General features: G+C 58.6%; 18 protein-coding genes and 1 pseudogene. 10 read left to right on the plus strand and 9 right to left on the minus strand.

Features of this window, described 5'->3' with window-relative positions:
* Positions 1–91: 91 nt before the first annotated feature.
* The 4 genes from FHS78_RS04390 to FHS78_RS04405 are packed head-to-tail and all read right to left on the minus strand — an operon-like array spanning position 92 to position 3,192.
* On the minus strand, positions 92–469 hold the full coding sequence (locus FHS78_RS04390) for a hypothetical protein (RefSeq protein ID WP_167090790.1): 378 nt from the start codon (positions 467–469) through the stop codon (positions 92–94).
* A 16-nt stretch (positions 470–485) separates the two neighbouring features.
* The gene (locus tag FHS78_RS04395; protein ID WP_167090793.1) at positions 486–1,310 is read right to left on the minus strand and encodes an IS5 family transposase; all 825 of its coding nucleotides are present in this window, start codon (positions 1,308–1,310) and stop codon (positions 486–488) included.
* Positions 1,244–2,035 (minus strand): tetratricopeptide repeat protein, encoded by a 792-nt coding sequence (locus FHS78_RS04400; protein ID WP_167090796.1) that lies wholly within the window; start codon positions 2,033–2,035, stop codon positions 1,244–1,246. Before FHS78_RS04400 ends, FHS78_RS04395 begins: the two co-directional genes overlap by 67 nt.
* Entirely contained in the window at positions 2,014–3,192 is a 1,179-nt protein-coding gene (locus FHS78_RS04405) for a hypothetical protein (protein ID WP_167090799.1), read from the minus strand. Before FHS78_RS04405 ends, FHS78_RS04400 begins: the two co-directional genes overlap by 22 nt.
* Positions 3,193–3,298: 106 nt before the next feature.
* Between FHS78_RS04405 and FHS78_RS04410 the strand changes: the two genes are divergently transcribed.
* Together FHS78_RS04410 and FHS78_RS04415 are read left to right on the plus strand one after the other, a co-directional pair.
* Positions 3,299–4,159, plus strand: a complete 861-nt coding sequence (locus FHS78_RS04410; protein WP_246220346.1) for a response regulator — start codon at positions 3,299–3,301, stop codon at positions 4,157–4,159.
* Between the two features lie 41 nt (positions 4,160–4,200).
* A complete protein-coding gene (locus tag FHS78_RS04415; RefSeq protein WP_167090802.1) occupies positions 4,201–6,006 on the plus strand; it encodes a sensor histidine kinase in 1,806 nt (601 codons plus the stop codon).
* Between the two features lie 45 nt (positions 6,007–6,051).
* Here FHS78_RS04415 and FHS78_RS19750 read toward each other — a convergent pair whose 3' ends face one another.
* Complete coding sequence (locus FHS78_RS19750) at positions 6,052–6,366, minus strand: 2Fe-2S iron-sulfur cluster-binding protein (RefSeq protein ID WP_425500289.1); 315 nt, start codon at positions 6,364–6,366, stop codon at positions 6,052–6,054.
* Positions 6,367–6,430: 64 nt separating this feature from the next.
* Between FHS78_RS19750 and FHS78_RS04425 the strand changes: the two genes are divergently transcribed.
* The 6 genes from FHS78_RS04425 (at position 6,431) to FHS78_RS19220 (ending at position 11,209) form a co-directional block, all read left to right on the plus strand.
* Positions 6,431–7,606 (plus strand): thiolase domain-containing protein, encoded by a 1,176-nt coding sequence (locus FHS78_RS04425; RefSeq protein WP_167090808.1) that lies wholly within the window; start codon positions 6,431–6,433, stop codon positions 7,604–7,606.
* Positions 7,603–7,992: a Zn-ribbon domain-containing OB-fold protein gene (locus FHS78_RS04430; protein WP_167090811.1), complete on the plus strand. Its 390-nt coding sequence runs from the start codon at positions 7,603–7,605 to the stop codon at positions 7,990–7,992. Before FHS78_RS04425 ends, FHS78_RS04430 begins: the two co-directional genes overlap by 4 nt.
* Before the next feature lie 153 nt (positions 7,993–8,145).
* Positions 8,146–9,756, plus strand: coding sequence for an acyl-CoA synthetase (locus FHS78_RS04435; RefSeq protein ID WP_167090814.1), 1,611 nt, complete (start codon positions 8,146–8,148; stop codon positions 9,754–9,756).
* 25 nt (positions 9,757–9,781) lie between these two features.
* Positions 9,782–10,567 carry a glucose 1-dehydrogenase gene (locus FHS78_RS04440; protein WP_246220347.1) on the plus strand — a complete coding sequence of 262 codons (786 nt, stop codon included), beginning with the start codon at positions 9,782–9,784 and terminating at the stop codon, positions 10,565–10,567.
* Positions 10,568–10,684: 117 nt separating this feature from the next.
* Positions 10,685–10,960, plus strand: coding sequence for a hypothetical protein (locus tag FHS78_RS19580; protein ID WP_281356561.1), 276 nt, complete (start codon positions 10,685–10,687; stop codon positions 10,958–10,960).
* Positions 10,961–10,993: 33 nt separating this feature from the next.
* A complete protein-coding gene (locus tag FHS78_RS19220; RefSeq protein ID WP_205305200.1) occupies positions 10,994–11,209 on the plus strand; it encodes a 4-hydroxythreonine-4-phosphate dehydrogenase PdxA in 216 nt (71 codons plus the stop codon).
* 17 nt (positions 11,210–11,226) lie between these two features.
* Here FHS78_RS19220 and FHS78_RS04455 read toward each other — a convergent pair whose 3' ends face one another.
* Together FHS78_RS04455 and FHS78_RS04460 are read right to left on the minus strand one after the other, a co-directional pair.
* Positions 11,227–11,694: a MaoC family dehydratase gene (locus tag FHS78_RS04455; RefSeq protein WP_167090817.1), complete on the minus strand. Its 468-nt coding sequence runs from the start codon at positions 11,692–11,694 to the stop codon at positions 11,227–11,229.
* An 88-nt stretch (positions 11,695–11,782) separates the two neighbouring features.
* Positions 11,783–13,048: a cytochrome P450 gene (locus FHS78_RS04460; protein WP_167091717.1), complete on the minus strand. Its 1,266-nt coding sequence runs from the start codon at positions 13,046–13,048 to the stop codon at positions 11,783–11,785.
* A 114-nt stretch (positions 13,049–13,162) separates the two neighbouring features.
* Between FHS78_RS04460 and FHS78_RS19325 the strand changes: the two are divergent.
* A pseudogene (locus FHS78_RS19325) lies at positions 13,163–13,300 on the plus strand (cytochrome P450); the annotation flags it as partial.
* A gap of 82 nt (positions 13,301–13,382) precedes the next feature.
* Here FHS78_RS19325 and FHS78_RS04465 read toward each other — a convergent pair.
* Positions 13,383–14,123, minus strand: a complete 741-nt coding sequence (locus tag FHS78_RS04465) for an enoyl-CoA hydratase/isomerase family protein (protein ID WP_167090820.1) — start codon at positions 14,121–14,123, stop codon at positions 13,383–13,385.
* Positions 14,124–14,217: 94 nt separating this feature from the next.
* On the minus strand, positions 14,218–15,093 hold the full coding sequence (locus FHS78_RS04470) for an alpha/beta fold hydrolase (protein WP_167090823.1): 876 nt from the start codon (positions 15,091–15,093) through the stop codon (positions 14,218–14,220).
* Positions 15,094–15,232: 139 nt separating this feature from the next.
* On the opposite strand from FHS78_RS04470, the gene FHS78_RS04475 reads away from it, so the two are divergent.
* Positions 15,233–16,063 carry a FadR/GntR family transcriptional regulator gene (locus FHS78_RS04475; protein WP_167090827.1) on the plus strand — a complete coding sequence of 277 codons (831 nt, stop codon included), beginning with the start codon at positions 15,233–15,235 and terminating at the stop codon, positions 16,061–16,063.
* The last annotated feature ends 54 nt before the right edge of the window (positions 16,064–16,117 follow it).

The following is a 16,117-nucleotide window of genomic DNA, read 5'->3' on the forward strand; positions in this document are numbered from 1 at the left end:
TAGCCTCCATGGAGAAACTCCTTCCCGCCAATCAACGGGAAGCAAAATCAATCATCACCTCAAAATGCGAAAGGTGGGGCTACAACACCGCTTACGAATTGTAGAGGATGGTCTTGTTCGATCCTTCATGAATTTCGGACTCCTCGCCGATCGAGGTGACCACCGACGGCGCCGCGTTCACATATACGCTGCTATTCACATTCTGCGGCGTGAGGCGCACGGCATATTCGATTTCAGGGATCGAAAGAGACAGCTCACTCAGTATACTGACAGTAGATTCTCCGGCCTCCTTCTGCCAGTCCTGCGTGCGCGTCGCTCCGAGTTGAACCGTCAAATCGTTGAAGAAGTCGGTTCCTCTCGATTTGGAATCCGTGGAATAGCGGCGCACGAAATAGATATTCGCAACGATATTGAGGTTACGGCAGATGTCGTCCCTGGCGTTCTTGTCGCATGTCAGAGCCTGAATCATAAAGGCGGCAATGATTTCATGGCCTTGCGAGACGTCGTGTGACGATGCGGATGTGGGCGATGAAGAGCCATGCGATGGCGCTTTCGATGGTTCTCTCCCAGTCTTTGGCGAGGCGGCGTGACCTGCCAAGCCATGCGAAGGTGCGCTCGACCACCCATCGGCGCGGCAACACCTCGAAGCCTTTGGCGAGATCGGAGCGCTTGATGACCTCGACCCTCCACTCTCCGATCTTCGTCAAGGCGCCGCGCAGTTTTTGCCCTGCATATCCGCCATCGGCGAAGACATGACGCAGCCATGGGAAGCGGTAGCGCGCCCTGGCGAGCACAGCAGGCGCGCCGTCACGGTCCTGGATATCGGCGGCGTGAACGAGGGCGGTGACGAGGAAGCCTTCCGTATCGGTCAGGATATGACGCTTCCTGCCTTTTGTTTTCTTGCCGGCATCATAGCCCACCGGGCCACCGCTTTCGGTGGTTTTCACGCTCTGGCTGTCGATCACACCGGCCGTCGGCTGAGCCTCTCGTCCCATCCGCTCCCGGGCAGCAAACAAAAGGTGGTGGTTGATCGTCTCCAGCAAACGCTCGTCACGCCAGCGGTAGAAATATTTCTGCACCGTGGAGAAAGGCGGAAAGTCCTTCGGCAGAAAGCGCCATTGGCAGCCCGTCGAGGCGATGTACAAAAGCGCGTTCACGACCTCCCGCAAATCCGTCCGGCGCGGTCGGCCGATCCGGTTGGGCACCGGCATGAAAGGCTCGATAAGTGCCCATTCCCCGTCCGTCAGGTCGCTTGCGTAGCGCGCGCTATCCCGCTCATACTGCGCACGTGTGATTTCAGTCCACGGCATATCGATCTCCTGTTAGTTCGCAAACCAACAGAATCATAAGCCGCTGAAATCACACACCTCTTTTTGGAACAGGCTCTCAGGCCTTTCTCCGCCTGCACATTATCGGCTTCGTGCGGAATGGTCGCGATCGGGCTGGAATAGGCCGTGTCGCCCGGCAGATAGACGGCGCGGATGAAGCGGGTGGCCGGGTCGTCGTCCTGTATATGCGAGGCCTGCATGGCATCGAAAAGGGAGCGGGCGACGATTTCGTCGCCATTCTTCAGCGCCGCCATGGCGGACAATGCCCAGTATGTGCTGCGGTCGTCGATCAGCGCGGCATTCAGGAAGGCGATTTGTGCCGAAGCGAAATTTCCCAGGGACATCTCGGAAACGCCGAGTCCTATGTAGGCCGGTGCATAATCCTGGGAAAAGCGTGCCGCGCTTGAAAAGGCCGCGCGGGCAAAGACGTTCTTGTTGACCGCAAGGCTGTCGTCTTCCAGCAATTGAAGACCGTATGCGAAATGCCTGTGCCAGTCATGCCCCAGATTCTGAAACGGTATGGGCCGGTTTTCAACGCGGGGCAACCCGCCAAAACACCCGGAAAGCATGACGCATAAGCCGGCGGCCAGAGCCGCGCGACCCTGTCTGGCAAAAGAGGAAAAACGTCCGGAACGATACCGCTCCGGACGTTCAACCATTACCGTCGTGGCAGACGCCGATACGGTCAACTGCACGATTTCTTCCACTCGTCGGCCTTGTCCTTGAGGTCTTCAAAGCCGCCGAATAGCGAGGCGATACGGTCCGCGACCTTGGACTGCAGATCCTGCATCTTCTTCTCCTTCATATCGGAGACGTCTGCGAGATATCCGAAGGGCGCGGGAACCGTGACCGAGCCGAGGCTGACGCCGTGGGTTTCGCCCTTGTACTTAAACTTGGCGCGACTCTTTACCTTGATCTCGGTGTCGCTCATCGACTCGACCTTGGAGCAAAGCTTCACTTTCACGCTGCTCGTGATCGGAATCTTCGCCCAGCAGAATTCGTCTTCGTCATGATCGTCGACGAGCTTCTGGAACAGGTTGAGCTCGGTCCAGTTGTTGTCGCTCCATTTGAAATAGGAGTTGTAGGAAAGGTTGATCTTCTCCAACTGGCCGAGCAGGACGGGCTGCCCGGTCGGGTTGTCGTTTCCGCCCGCATCATCCGGGTATTCAGGATAGAGACGAAGGTCGACCTTGAGCTGAATGGTCCGGCTGTGCCCGTCAAAGCTCTTCTTCTCCTTGGCGTGCAGATAAAAGAGCGAATAGCCGTTTTCCCGAATCTCGTTGAGTTTCTCCCGCTTGTCCTGGAGGCTGGCAAGCACATGAACGATCCGGCAGGCCGTCTTCTTGGCCGACTTGTATTTCGAAACCGTGGAGCTGTCCGCCTGGTCCAGGAATGCGCCGAGAGCGGCATCTTCCGTGTCCTGATTGCATCGCATATCTGCGATATCGAGCTTGGTGTTGTCTTCATCCAACGCCGCCTGCGCAAGCTCGTTGGCATTGCTCATCGTGATGGTGACCTGCGGCGGGATGTGCTTCTGAACGTTTCCTTCGCTCAGCGGCGAGGTGTATCCGGTAAGGTCATAGGTCTTGTTGATGAGGTCGGCGGCGTCCTGAGCCTTGCTGTTGTAGTTATCGAGCTTTTCGAAGAAATCCTTCGCATAGCTGCTGGAAGTGGCGCTCGCATAGTCGTTCTCGACCTGATCGGAGGTCTTGTCCGCATCGCTCTGGAAATCGGAAATCCCCGCGGCGACATCTCCCGATTGCGCCGAACAGCTTTCGGCGGCGAGGACCGGATTGGACATGAGCGCCAGAATCGCGGCTACCGATGTCGTGCAACGGGCCCATTTCAGCACCCGGTCACACATTCTTGTCTCTGCAGTAGAAGTCACCCTGTTTCCCCTTCACGCTGGTGTGTGAGCAGGGGGTAGAACGCCCGAAAACACGTCAGGAGCTCAATACCAAGAACTGGGTATGGGCAAAGACGCGCCGCTGCCTGAAGTGCTTACCTGCATTGTGAGCGCGGGAAAGGCGGAAATCCGCCCTTCTTTGGCCGCGCCGGGGGTGTCAGGGGCATGGTTGCTGCAGCATACTTACCGGGAAGTGCGGCATTGTGAGCAGGAGAGAGGGCGGCTTCACATGAGTGTTTCAGACGGTGACGGGCAATCCGGAAAACGCGGCGCCTCCATATGCCGGATTATCGTGACGGAGGATGACGACGCCGTAAGGGAGCGGTTTGTCCGTCTGATCGCGGATTGGGATGGCGGGGAGCTGGTGGCTGAAAGCGCGACGCTGTCGGACACGCTCGCCGCGATCCGGGAAAGCGAGATAGATCTGCTGATCACCGACCTGAATCTCCCCGACGGCAATGGGATAGAGGCAATCAAGGCTCTTGGCGTGATTCAGCCGCACGCCGAGGCGATGGTCATCTCGGTCCTTGCCGATGATCGGACCGTGCTCGATTCGATCGAGGCGGGCGCATCGGGCTACCTCCTGAAAGATGCCGATCCGGTCGATCTGGTCGAGGCGATCAACGACTTGATGGCGGGGCGATCGCCCATTTCGTCCCGCATCGCGCGCGTTCTCGTCAAACGTCTGGCCGAGCGGGCGGAGCGCGCGGCGGAAGACAAGGATGCGCCGAAAATGACCCCGCGAGAAATGGATATCCTTTGGGGTATAGCGAAGGGACTTACCAGTGACGAACTGGCTGCCAGCCTCGGCATATCCCGGCAGACGATACCGGTTCACATTCGCAACATATACAGAAAGCTGCAGGTCTCGAACCGCTCGGAAGCGGTGTTCGAAGCGACGCGGCAGGGGATCATCCGGCTATGACGGCGATCCATATGACGGCTTCTGTCCCGAGAGGGCGGCATATGGCCTTGCTGGTGCTTGTCGCCGTCATCGCATTCATCGCAGCGCTTCCGCAAATCGTGCAGATTCCCGAACCGCGCCATTACTATCGTCTCGACACGGCCGAGTTCCATGAAGGGGGGAAACCGGACCGGATCGTCAGCCTGCCCGCGCGCTGGGTTCACGAGACGGCATTCGGTCCGGAAACGGCAACCTATCGTATATCGTTCGTTCCGAAGGATTTGCCTGATACCGAACTTGCTCTCTTTATTCCGGTGGTGCGGCAGACGATCGAGGTTCGTCTGAACGGGCATCTCCTGCCCCGGATGCCGCGCTCCTCATGGTCGAGCCCCAGAAGCGGATATGCTTATGCCGCAACATTGCCGCGGCGTTTCATCGACATCGGCGGAAACAACGATCTCGAAATACGTTTGATCCGGACGGATGGATGGCTCTCGGGCTATCTGTCACCCGTCTATGTTTCAGCGGCAAAGGACGTCAAAGGGTATCGCCGGATCGCCGACATGCTGACCGAACAATGGCGCGCGATGACCTTTGCCCTCCATGTCGTCGCCGTGATGGGGTTCGTGACGATCCTGCTGTTCCGATATCACGATCCTGTATTCCAGTGGCTGACGCTCGTCACCGGCTGGAGCCTGGTTCTCGTTCTCTCCCAGTCGCCGGTTGTTGGGCAATTTCTCGATGGTAGCAGGCTTTACCTCCTCCCGGGCGTCGCCGGGGTGGGACTGATGGCCATCGGTGTGGCCATGGCGCTGACGGGCCGGGACCACCCACATTGGCTCCGCATTTCCGTCTGGCTTGTGCCGCTGGCACTGTTCCTGTTCGGAGTGAGTGGTGTTGTCGGCTTACCCGCCGCCATTGTGGCCGGTATCGCCATCATGATCGTTTCCTATGCCGTTGCGGCATCGATCCTGATCCGGGGTTTCTCGCAGAACGGCGGGTGGCAAGGCGCGATGCTGTCGGTGCCCTTCGCCTTGAGCGCCTGGTTCGCCGCGCATGATCTGCTGATGGGGCTGGGCCTCAATGACGGCGTGTTCCTGCTGACGCCCTATATGCGGACGATGATCCTCGTCGTCATTATGATCGTTCTCATGGGGCGTCTGGCGCAGAGCCTTAATCTGGTCGATCAGGCCAATGATGTCCTGCTCCGGCGCCTCGCCGAACAGGAGGAGGAGCTGAATGAACTCCATGAGAGGGATCGCTGTCTGAGAGAGCAAAGCGTTCTGGAGCGGGAACGGCAGAGGCTGATGTCCGATCTCCATGACGGTCTCAGCGGCCATCTGGTATCGATCATCGCACTGGCCGAGCGCAGCGATGTGAACGGCGCCTTTATCAGTTCTTCGGCGCGTGAAGCGCTGGACGATCTTCGTCTCGTGATCCAGTCGCTGGATATCGGCGATAGCGATCTGCTTGTCGCGCTTGCGGGCTGGCGCGAGCGTCTTGAGCCGCGGTTGCGCCGGATAGGCGTCAAACTGGAATGGTCCATGGAAGCCATGCCGCAGATCACCGGCGTAACCCCTGCAAACGCACTGGCGGTATTGAGGATTATGCAGGAGGCGGTCACCAATGCCCTGAAGCATGGACCTGCGACGCGCATCTTAATTCGGGGGGAACCTCGCAGCAGGGGAGCTGCGATCATTGTCGAAAACGACCTGCACGATCCGGTGAAACCAGGCAAAGGCCATGGCGTCGTCAATATGCAGAGGCGGGCCGAAGGCTTTGGGGCTTCAGTTCGTCTTGACTTCGCAAAGTCGTGTGCCCGTTTGGAGCTGATGCTTCCCGGAAGACTTGTAAGTGAGAATTCATAACGGGTGATGCTGCTTGTGAGCAAACGGTATACCTGAGAGCTGCGGCTATTGGACGGGTTTTCGACTGGTTTCCTTGGGAACGTGAGCGCGAGAGCGCTCATTGTCACCATCAGCGGTCTGGCTGATACTCGATCGCTCGGGACCTATCATCCAGGCCTTGCCCATCTTCCCGATTACCTGGACGGACAGATCGCTGCGCGGACTAATACGACACGCAAGCACTTGTCCTTCACGTAAATCGTCTTCGCTGACATGCTGGCGACTCATGACGTCCGCTTCGTAGGCGTCTTCTATCACCCGGATTTTGCATATGCCGCAGCCGCCGTTTGACCAGCCCGCCCGGTCCAAGGTTGGGGGCAAGTTCAGGTGGACGTATCCCCCACGAATGCGCTAAGCAATAAGAAAATCATGATAAGGGATAGGGATGGGTATCAACGGAAAGTCCTATATAGTCGGAATCTACGAGCATCCGTGCCGCGCGGCGCTGGACAAGACGCTGCCGCAACTTCACGCCGAGATCGCGAAGGGCGCGCTGGCGGACGCTGGTCTTTCAAAGGACGATGTTGACGCATATTTCTGCGCCGGCGACGCACCGGGGTTGGGCCCGATCAACATGATCGAATATATGGGCCTCAACAATGTGCGTCATATGGACAGCACGGAGACCGGCGGGTCTTCCTACATCGTCCATGTCAATCACGCAGCGCAGGCCATCGCTGCGGGGCATTGCAATGTGGCGCTGATCACGCTGGCAGGCAGGCCGGTTGCCGACGCAAAAGAAGGTAAGCCCGTCCGTTACTACAACCAGCAGGCGCCGGACTTTCCGTTCGAAATGCCTTATGGCCCCAACGTCACGAATATGTACGCCATGTGTGCGATGCGGCATATGCATGAATACGGCACCACCAGCGAGCAACTCGCATGGATCAAGGTCGCCGCATCCCATCACGCCCAGCACAATGAACATGCCAGGCTCCGCGATGTTGTGACCGTGGAGGATGTCATCAATTCGCCGATGATTGCCGATCCGTTACACAGGCTCGACTGTTGCGTTATCACCGACGGTGGTGGCGGCATTGTAATGGCGAGCCCGGCAGTGGCGAAGTCGCTGAAGCGTAGCCGCGTCAAGGTTCTCGGCGCCGGTGAGGCGCCCAAGCATCTCGCGGCGGGCCAGGTCGATCTGACCTATTCCGGCGCGCGTTGGAGCGGGCCCAAAGCGTTCGCCGAAGCCGGTGTCACGCCCGCCGACATCAAATACGCCTCCATCTATGATTCCTTCACTATTACAGTGCTGGAAACGCTCGAAGATCTGGGTTTTTGCAAAAAAGGCGACGGCGGAAAGTTTGTTTCGGACGGCAATCTGATTTCCGGCGTCGGCAAACTGCCCTTCAACACGGATGGCGGAGGATTGTGCAACAATCACCCGGGCAATCGCGGCGGCATGACCAAGGTTCTTGAAGCGGTTCGTCAGGTTCGCGGTGAGGCTCACCCAAAGGTTCAGGTTCGCAATTGCGATATTGCGCTGGCGCATGGAACCGGCGGGCTTCTGGGATCGCGGATGGGCAGCGCAACCGTTATTCTGGGAAATGAAGACGCATGAGCACCGACCAGAAAAAGATCGATCTTGTGGTCAATTCCGAGAGCAAGCCCTATTGGGAAGGCGCCGCCAGGGGACAACTCCTGATCCGGGTTTGCAACGCCTGCGGCAAGGCGCATTACTATCCGCGGACGATTTGCCCGCATTGCTTCTCGGAGGACACGGCGTTCGTCGAGGCTTCGGGCAATGGCGTTATCTACAGCTATTCGGTCACGCGGCAAGCCAAGCCTCCTTATGTCATTGCCTATGTTGAGCTTGATGAAGGGGTTTCGATGCTCACGAATATCGTCGATTGCGAAATCGACAAGATTCGCATCGGACAGAAAGTCAGGGTCAAATTTACCGAGGCCGGCGAGGGATACGCGCTGCCGGTGTTCACACCCGTATGATGCGGGATTTTCGATGAACGGCATTCCGGCGTGCTTGACGGCTTGCCGGAACGTCCGGCGACGGGTCGGTTGAGGCAACGGACGGTTAAGGACGGAACGGCGTGATCGCAAAAAAGCCGACCCCCGAAGACCGGATTTTTCAGGGAGGATCATATGGCTTGGAATTTCGGTGACATTCTCGACAGTATCTCGGCGGTTTTACCGCAGGAAGCGCCCGCTCTCATTCATGGCGATCGGGTGATCACATGGGCGGAAACGACACGGAGGTCCAACAATCTCGGGCGGGCGCTGATCGCACGCGGTGCCAGGCCCGGCGACAAGGTCGCGTTCTATATGCGAAACCGGCCCGAATATGTCGAGACCATGGCGGCCTGCTTCAAGAGCCGTCTTGTCCATGTCAACATCAACTACCGCTACAAGGCGGACGAAGTTTTCTACATCTTCAATGACTCCGACGCCCAAACGGTCGTTTACGGTTCCGAGTTCCGGGACATCATCGTCGAACTGAAAGACCGGCTGACAAAAGTCGCCACTTTCATTGAAGTGAACGAAGACGGATCCGCCGCGCCCTTCGCGGAAAATTACGAAAAGATCGTCACTGGCGGAGATGGCGCGCCGCTCGGCATCGAGCGGTCTCCGGACGATTTGCTGTTCATCTATACGGGCGGCACGACGGGCATGCCCAAGGGCGTGATGTGGCGGCACAACGACATGCGCGAAGCTCAGCTGACGACGCTTCGGGCGCTGGGGCCGATCCCCGAGACACTTCCCGAGTTGGTTGAGTTTATCGCGGCTTCCGGTCCGGGACCCGTATCGATGCCTGCCTGCCCGCTGATGCACGGCACCGGCTTCATTACGGCTATAGGCAACATGATGAGCGGCGGCTGCATCGTCACGCTGGAGAGCCCGACCCTCGACGCGCATGAACTCTGGACGGCGGTTTCGCGCCATGGTGTCAATTCGCTGGCAATTGTCGGCGACGCTTTCGCCCGGCCGATGCTGGCGGCGCTCGACGAGGCGCCTGGCAAATACAACCTGGCCAGCGTCGTCTCGATCATTTCTTCCGGCGTTATGTGGAGCGCGGAAGTGAAGCGTGGTCTGCTCAGGCATTTGCCGAATGTCATTCTGATGGATTCTTTCGGTGCCTCGGAGGGACTCGGTTTCGGCAGTTCGATCATGACGGGCGCCGGCGAGGTCAAGACCGCCAAGTTCCAGATCGGCGGCCGGTGCCGCGTGTTCGATGAAAACGATCAGCCGGTCGAACCAGGCAGCGGCAAGCCGGGCATCATCGCCCTAGGGGGACCGATTCCCGTTGGCTACTACAAGGATCCGCAAAAGACGGCCAAGACATTCAAGACCATTGGCGGCGAACGCTATTCCATTCCCGGCGATTGGTGCGTTGTGGAAAAGGACGGCAGCCTGACATTGCTGGGACGCGGCAGCGTTTGCATTAACACCGCGGGCGAGAAGGTCTACCCGGAGGAGGTCGAGGAAGTTCTGAAGACTCACCCATCCGTGGAGGACGCACTTGTTGTCGGCGTGCCCGATCAGAAATGGGGTCAGGCGGTCACCGGCATCGTCACGCTGGCGAACGGCGCGAAGTTTGACGAAGAGGATTTGCGCAAGCACGTCCGCTCGCACCTCGCCGGCTACAAAACGCCCAAGCGCATCCTGGTGGGCGCCGTGCCTCTTCGCGCGCCGAACGGCAAGGCCGACTACAAGAGCGTTACCGATTTCGCGAAACGCGAGCTCGGAGTTGCGTAGACGGCGGTTTGAGTGACGGCGCCGGATGCGGCCGCCGCACTCGCAACGGGAGGACTGGATGGGACGGGTAGACGGAAAAATCGCCCTTGTGACGGGCGGCGCCAATGGCATGGGGCGTTCCCACGCCTTGCTGCTTGCGCGCGAAGGCGCAACGCTGATCGTTACCGACATGGACGAGAAGGGCGGCAAAGCCGTGGTCGAGGAGATTAACGATAACGGTGGGCAGGCGCGATTTTTCAGGCACGATGTGTCGAGCGTCCCGGATTGGGAGCGGATTTCACAGCAGGCGAAGTCCACTTTCGGACGCGTCGACATCCTCGTGAACAATGCCGGTATTCTCGTTTTTTCTGCTGTGCAAGACACCTCGAATGAAGACTTCGCACGTGTTCTCGACGTCAATGTAAAAAGCGTATTCTATGGCACGAAATATATATTACCCGCGATGAAGGCGGCTGGCGGCGGTTCGATCGTCAATATTTCCTCGATCTACGGACTGATCGGTGCGCCCGCCACGGCGGCGTATCAGGCATCGAAGGGCGCCGTTCGCTTGCTGACGAAATCGACGGCTGTGGATTATGCGCCTTTCAAGATTCGCGTGAATTCCGTGCACCCCGGAATCATTCGCACGAATATGACAAAGGATCTCCTCGGAGATGCGGATGTCGCCAAACAGGTCCTGAGCGCCACGCTCATCGGCCGGCCGGCCGAACCCGTCGAGGTTTCCTATGCGGTCCTGTTTCTGGCATCCGACGAGTCGTCCTACATGACCGGCTCCGAGGTTGTCGTCGACGGAGGCTACACGACCATGTGACACCTTGCGATGCGATGGACTCCGGATTTGTTGAGGGTCGAAGCCGGTTTGTCGCCGGGCAGGAAAATAATCGTGTGTCAGTCTCGTGGCTGGCCAAACGGCGAGGAAGGAAGCGCAATGCGTGCATCCGGTGTGAGCAACCCACTCGATCGCATTCGCCACAGGCTCGATTCTTGGCTTTTCGAGGACACATCGAGCGGGCGCTTCATGCTCAATCGCGCCATATTCACCGATCCCGAGTTGTTCGATCTCGAGATGAAGCACATCTTCGAGCACAACTGGGTGTTTCTCGCCCGGCGAAAGCTATCTTGTTCTGCTGACCGGGCCGCTCCGCGTCGCGCATCTGACCGACCATATTCCGCTCCGGCGCGTTTGCGAAATCATCAGCCCTGATTTCGTGGCGGCCGATACGATATCGTCCTCGGCATGTATCACGATCAGGGACACAGCGCGGTCAAGACATGGGGCTTTTCCGGCAATTGCGCCATCATCCTCGGGCCGTCCTACCTGCATGTGACGGTCGCGCATGGAACGGCCTATGACATTGCGGGCAAGGGCAGCGCCGATCCGGCGATGATGCTGAGCGCCATGCGCACGGTGGCCTCTCTTGCCGCGGGCCGAGGATTTCCCGAGGAACGCTGACGGCCGTATGCCGTATTTTATGTTCGGGAGGCGTCGAACCGGCCGGCCATCATTCGCAACGGCGTATATTCGATCACCGTTTCGTTCCGTTGGGTCACGATCCGGTTGCGGGTGCGCACCAGACCGCGCCCCCTGGATGTCGGTCGCGCCTGAAGCACTTTGCATTCCACATGAATTGTGTCGCCGACAAAGGTAGGTCCCTTGACGTTGAACTCCATGTGCAGGAAGGCGAGGCCCGTCTCCTGCATCATCGACTGGACGAGCAAACCTTCGGCCATGCAATAGACCAGCGCGCCGGGCACCACACGGCCGTTCATGGGGCCATGGGCCTTGAGATATTCGATATCGGTGAAGAGCACTTCCACCATGCCTGTCGTGTTGATGAAATTGACCAGGTCGGTTTCGGTGATCGTCCGGCCGATGGTGCGGAACTCCTCGCCGGCGGTGAGGTCGTTCCAGCACATGCCGAGTCCTATTTTTCGCATGCCCTCTCCTTGCAGGTAGCGGCGGCGACACGGCCCCGCCCGCGACATCCTGTGACTGATGCCCGGAAATGCGTTCCGGTGTTTTGCATCAGCCTGGAATTCTGACCGGCATGCTCGAGTAACCCTTGATCAGATTTGAAAAAACCCGCGTCGGTTCGCCAACCACTTCGATCGGCTTGTCGGGCCAGCGTTTCAGGATCTCTTCCCAGACGACGCGGAGCTGCATTTCCGCCAGCCGGTTGCCGACGCAGCGATGGATGCCGAAGCCGAAGGACAGGTGCTGGCGGGGGTGCTTGCGGTCAATGATGAAGCTGTTGGCGTTTTCGATTGCCTCCTCGTCCCGGTTTCCCGAGACGTACCACATGACGACTTTGTCGCCCTTCTTGATCTGCTTGCCGCCAAGCTCCGTATCCTGAAGAGCGGTGCGGCGCATATGCGACAAGGGTGTCTGCCAACGGATGATTTCGGGGACCATGGATTCGACGAGCGATGGGTTGTCCCGCAGCTTGTTGTATTGAACCGGGTTCTCGTTCAGGGCCAGAAGGCCACCGGTGATCGAGTTGCGGGTCGTGTCGTTCCCGCCGACGATCAGGAGAAGAATATTTCCCAGATACTCCATCGGCCCCATGTTTTTCGTCGCTTCGCCCTGAGCCAGCATGGTGATGAGATCGTTTCCCGGCTCGGTCGCGTTGACACGCTGATTCCACAACTCGGTGAAGTAGGCGGCGCAATCGCGCAATTCATTCCTGCGAGCCTTCTCTGCCTCCTCATCGCCGAAGGCGGTGCCCGCGGTGGCGACATCCGACCAGCGGGTGAGCTTCCGGCGTTCTTCCCAGGGGAAATCGAAAAGAGTGGCGAGCATCTGCGTTGTCAGTTCGATCGACACGCGATCCACCCAGTCAAAGGTTTCATTGATGGGCAGGGAATCGAGAATTTTGCCGGCGCGCTCGCGGATCGTGCTTTCGAGTTTCGCCAGATTGCCGGGTGCGACGATCGGGCTCACAACCTTGCGCTGCGCGTCGTGCTTCGGCGGGTCCATCATGATGAACATGGGCAGGAAGAAACCTTCTTCCTGATTGCGGAGGGCGACGCCGCCCAGGGTCGCTTCAGACGAATAGATGCCGTGGTTGGTGTCGACATGCATGATGTCTTTGTATTTTGTCACCGACCAGAACGAGCCGTATTCGCTTTCCTTGCAGTAATGGACCGGATCTTCGCGGCGCAACCGCTCGAAATACGGCCAGATCGCATTCGCCCTAAAGAGCTCCGGATTACTGACATCGATCTCCTCAAGCGGGATCGCGTAGGCGTCCGCAATCGGCTTGTCTCGAGCGGCACCCAGGGATTCACTCATGACGGCGTCTCCATTGCGTTTCCAGAAGCCTGCGAATGCGTGACATAGGGGGTGCCGGTTAGCCGACTCTCTCCCTGTTAAATTATTATAAGCATATTCCGGTGGGTTGCCAGATTGCATTTCCGCATCGTCTGGGAAGAAATTCTGAAGCGCCGACCCGATAATCCGATCGAAGTGGTCGGCTAACCAAAGCGGGTCATTTCCAACTTCATCAAGGGCTATGAGGCCTTGCCGGCAAGAATCCCGGGCTGAACCTGGGGGTGGCGGGTGGAAAACTTCCACCCGCCACATAAGATCGAAGGAGGTCGAAGGCAGCGCGGCGCGTGGCCCGCCGTCATTTTTTTCCGAATGAGGCGACCCGGTCGCGCGCGTCGTAGCAGGCACCGGGGCTATGCGCGAGTTCGTAGGCCAGCCCCGCCTGGGCGGTCATGCCGTCGGTCGCGCCCAGCAGACTTTTGTTGACCTGATTGCTGTAGGTTGAATTGGCGGCGATACGCTGAGCAAGGTCATTTGTCGCCTGTTCCAGTTCGACATCGTCGACACAAATGTCGACCAGCCCCATACGCTCCGCCGCCTCCGCCGCGAAAATATCGGAGGTAAACATCATCTGCTTGGCCTTCGACAGCCCGACGCGACGCGGCAGTCTTAGCGTCATGCCCCAGAGCGGGCTCAGTCCCCACTTGCTATGCGTGTCGCCGAACATGGCGGAGCGCGCGGCGATGATGATGTCCGCCGCGAGCGCAAGCTCCAGTCCGCCAGTATAGCAATGCCCGTGGATGCGGGCGACGACCGGTTGCGGCAGCTCGGCCAGCGCCTGAATGGTCTTCGCCTGGAAATGCGGTTCCGGCGGGCGCTCGCCATTCTGGATGTCCTTCAGATCGTGGCCGGCTGAAAAAGCCTTGCCTGCGCCCGTGATGATGACGCACGCTACCCCGTTAGCCTGTCCACGAAGCGCATCCACATGCCCGCGCAGTTCCTCGAACAGCGGGACATTGAGTGCGTTCAAGGTTTCCGGACGGTTGAGCGTCAGCGTACAAATACGCCCGCTGTCCTTGCGAAGAACCAGATTCGACATCGGCTTCCTCCCTTCCTCTTCTCGATCTTCATCTGTCTGACTTGTGTTCATCTGTCGAAGGCGTCGCGCGTGAATGAATCCGTCCGGGCTGGGGCTACGATGCGTCTGCGGCAGGTGCCATTCGCGTCAGAAAATCCAGAACGGCGCTTGTAAAGATGTCGTTCTTGTCGCCCGCCACCATATGGCCCGCATTTGCGACATCGATAAACTCGGAATGAGGAACAATCTCGGCGAATTGCCGCGCTGCTTCGACCGTTACGAGGTCGCTGTCGCGGCCGCGGACAAGGAGCGTCGGTATTTTCAGGGAACGTGCCGCCATTTGGAGGCGTTCGGGTTCGCGGCTGCCTTGCGGCCTTTGCGTGCCGGTGACGAAACGCGGATCCCAATGCCAGTAGTAGCGACCATTTTCCCTGAGGCGAAGGTTCTTCGCCAGTCCGCTCAGATTTTTGGGACGAGGCCGGCCGGGCATGTAGCGCGAGATCGTATCGGCTGCTTCCTCAAGTGAGGCGAAGCCCTCTTCCACATTCGACGACATGAATCCGAGGATTTTTTGAACACCCTCCATATTCATCTGAGGGGTGATGTCGACGAGGACCAGCGCCGCAAATCCGCGCCGTCCGGCCTTTGCGTATTCTCCCTGCGCGATCATGCCCGCAATGCCGCCTAGAGATGCGCCGACCAGGACCGGAGGCACGCAGAAGCCGTCCGCGATGTCGAGGAGATCCTCCGCGAAGCGCTCCATTCTGTAGTCTCCGTCCGGAGACCAGTCGCTTTCGCCATGCCCGCGCAAATCGACGGCGAGGGTGTAATATCCGTTCTGTCCCAACCTTTTACCGCAGGCTTGCCAAGCATGGCGTGTCTGTCCGCCGCCATGGGCGAGCATGACCGGACGCCCATGGTCGGGGCCGAATGCATCCGCCGCAATTTTGAGATTTTGGACAAGGGTGAACAAGGTCCGGTTTTCTGACATCAAACGCTTTTTCCAATGTTCTTCGTATGTATATTAAGAGTCAGAATCCATTATGATAAATTGATGGAATGTTGCAAACACGGACGATGGTGTTGTAGTCGGGTTCGCCCAATCGTTTCCTGATGGGGGGCGATTGGTCTTGAAAACGAAGAATGCGGGTATCCGAATGAAAGCGAGCGTGTCCGTTTCGCGAGTCGGCCGATTTCCGAAAGGATCCGGCAAGCGTGCCCTCACAGTTGCGAGGCAGATTGTCGAGGACATTGAGCGGCAAGGTGCAGAGGTCGGAGATCGCTTGCCACCGGAACAGGAGATGCTCGTACGGTATGGCGTGGCCCGCGCGACTTTGCGGGAGGCGCTCAGGTTTCTGGAACTGCAGGGCATTATTTTTCTGCGGCCCGGCCCCGGGGGGGGGCCGATCGTTCAGGAGCCCCGACCGAAAGATTTTGCCAGTACAATGGCGTTGCTGCTGCAGTTTCTCGGCACCACATTCCGTTCGCTGATTGAAGTGAGGCAAGCGATGGGCCCGACCATGGCGGCGCTTGCGGCGGAGCGTGCGTCCGATGAGGATATCGACAAGCTGAATACGTCATTGGCCACTTTGAAGACGCTGTCCGTATCTTGCGACTCCTATATGGAGGAGAACAGGCGTTTCCACGACGTGCTTGCGTGGGCGTCTGGCAATCCCTTGATCGGATTTCTGATCAGTTCGCTTCACAACATTACGAATGCGTCGGAAGTCGGCATAACTTACACCGAAGGCGAGCGTGATTATCAGATCAAGGCGTACGGACGGCTTCTCAAGGCGATTGAAGATCGCAATCCGGACCTCGCTTTCACCGAAATGTCCCGGTTCATAAGTCGATCCGACAAGTATCTGGAATCTCGTCATCCCGACATCATGTCCAAAATCGTGCGTTGGCAGGATGTGGACGACCTGAGTGTGCCGCGAACTCCCCGACGGAAACGCTAGGCGAGTGCTAGCGATTTCGATGTCGTTTTTTGCGGCACTTGCGCCGCTCCTTGG

Origin of the sequence: Parvibaculum indicum, assembly GCF_011762095.1 — a bacterium.
In the GTDB taxonomy this organism is placed as follows: Bacteria; Pseudomonadota; Alphaproteobacteria; order Parvibaculales; family Parvibaculaceae; genus Parvibaculum; species Parvibaculum indicum.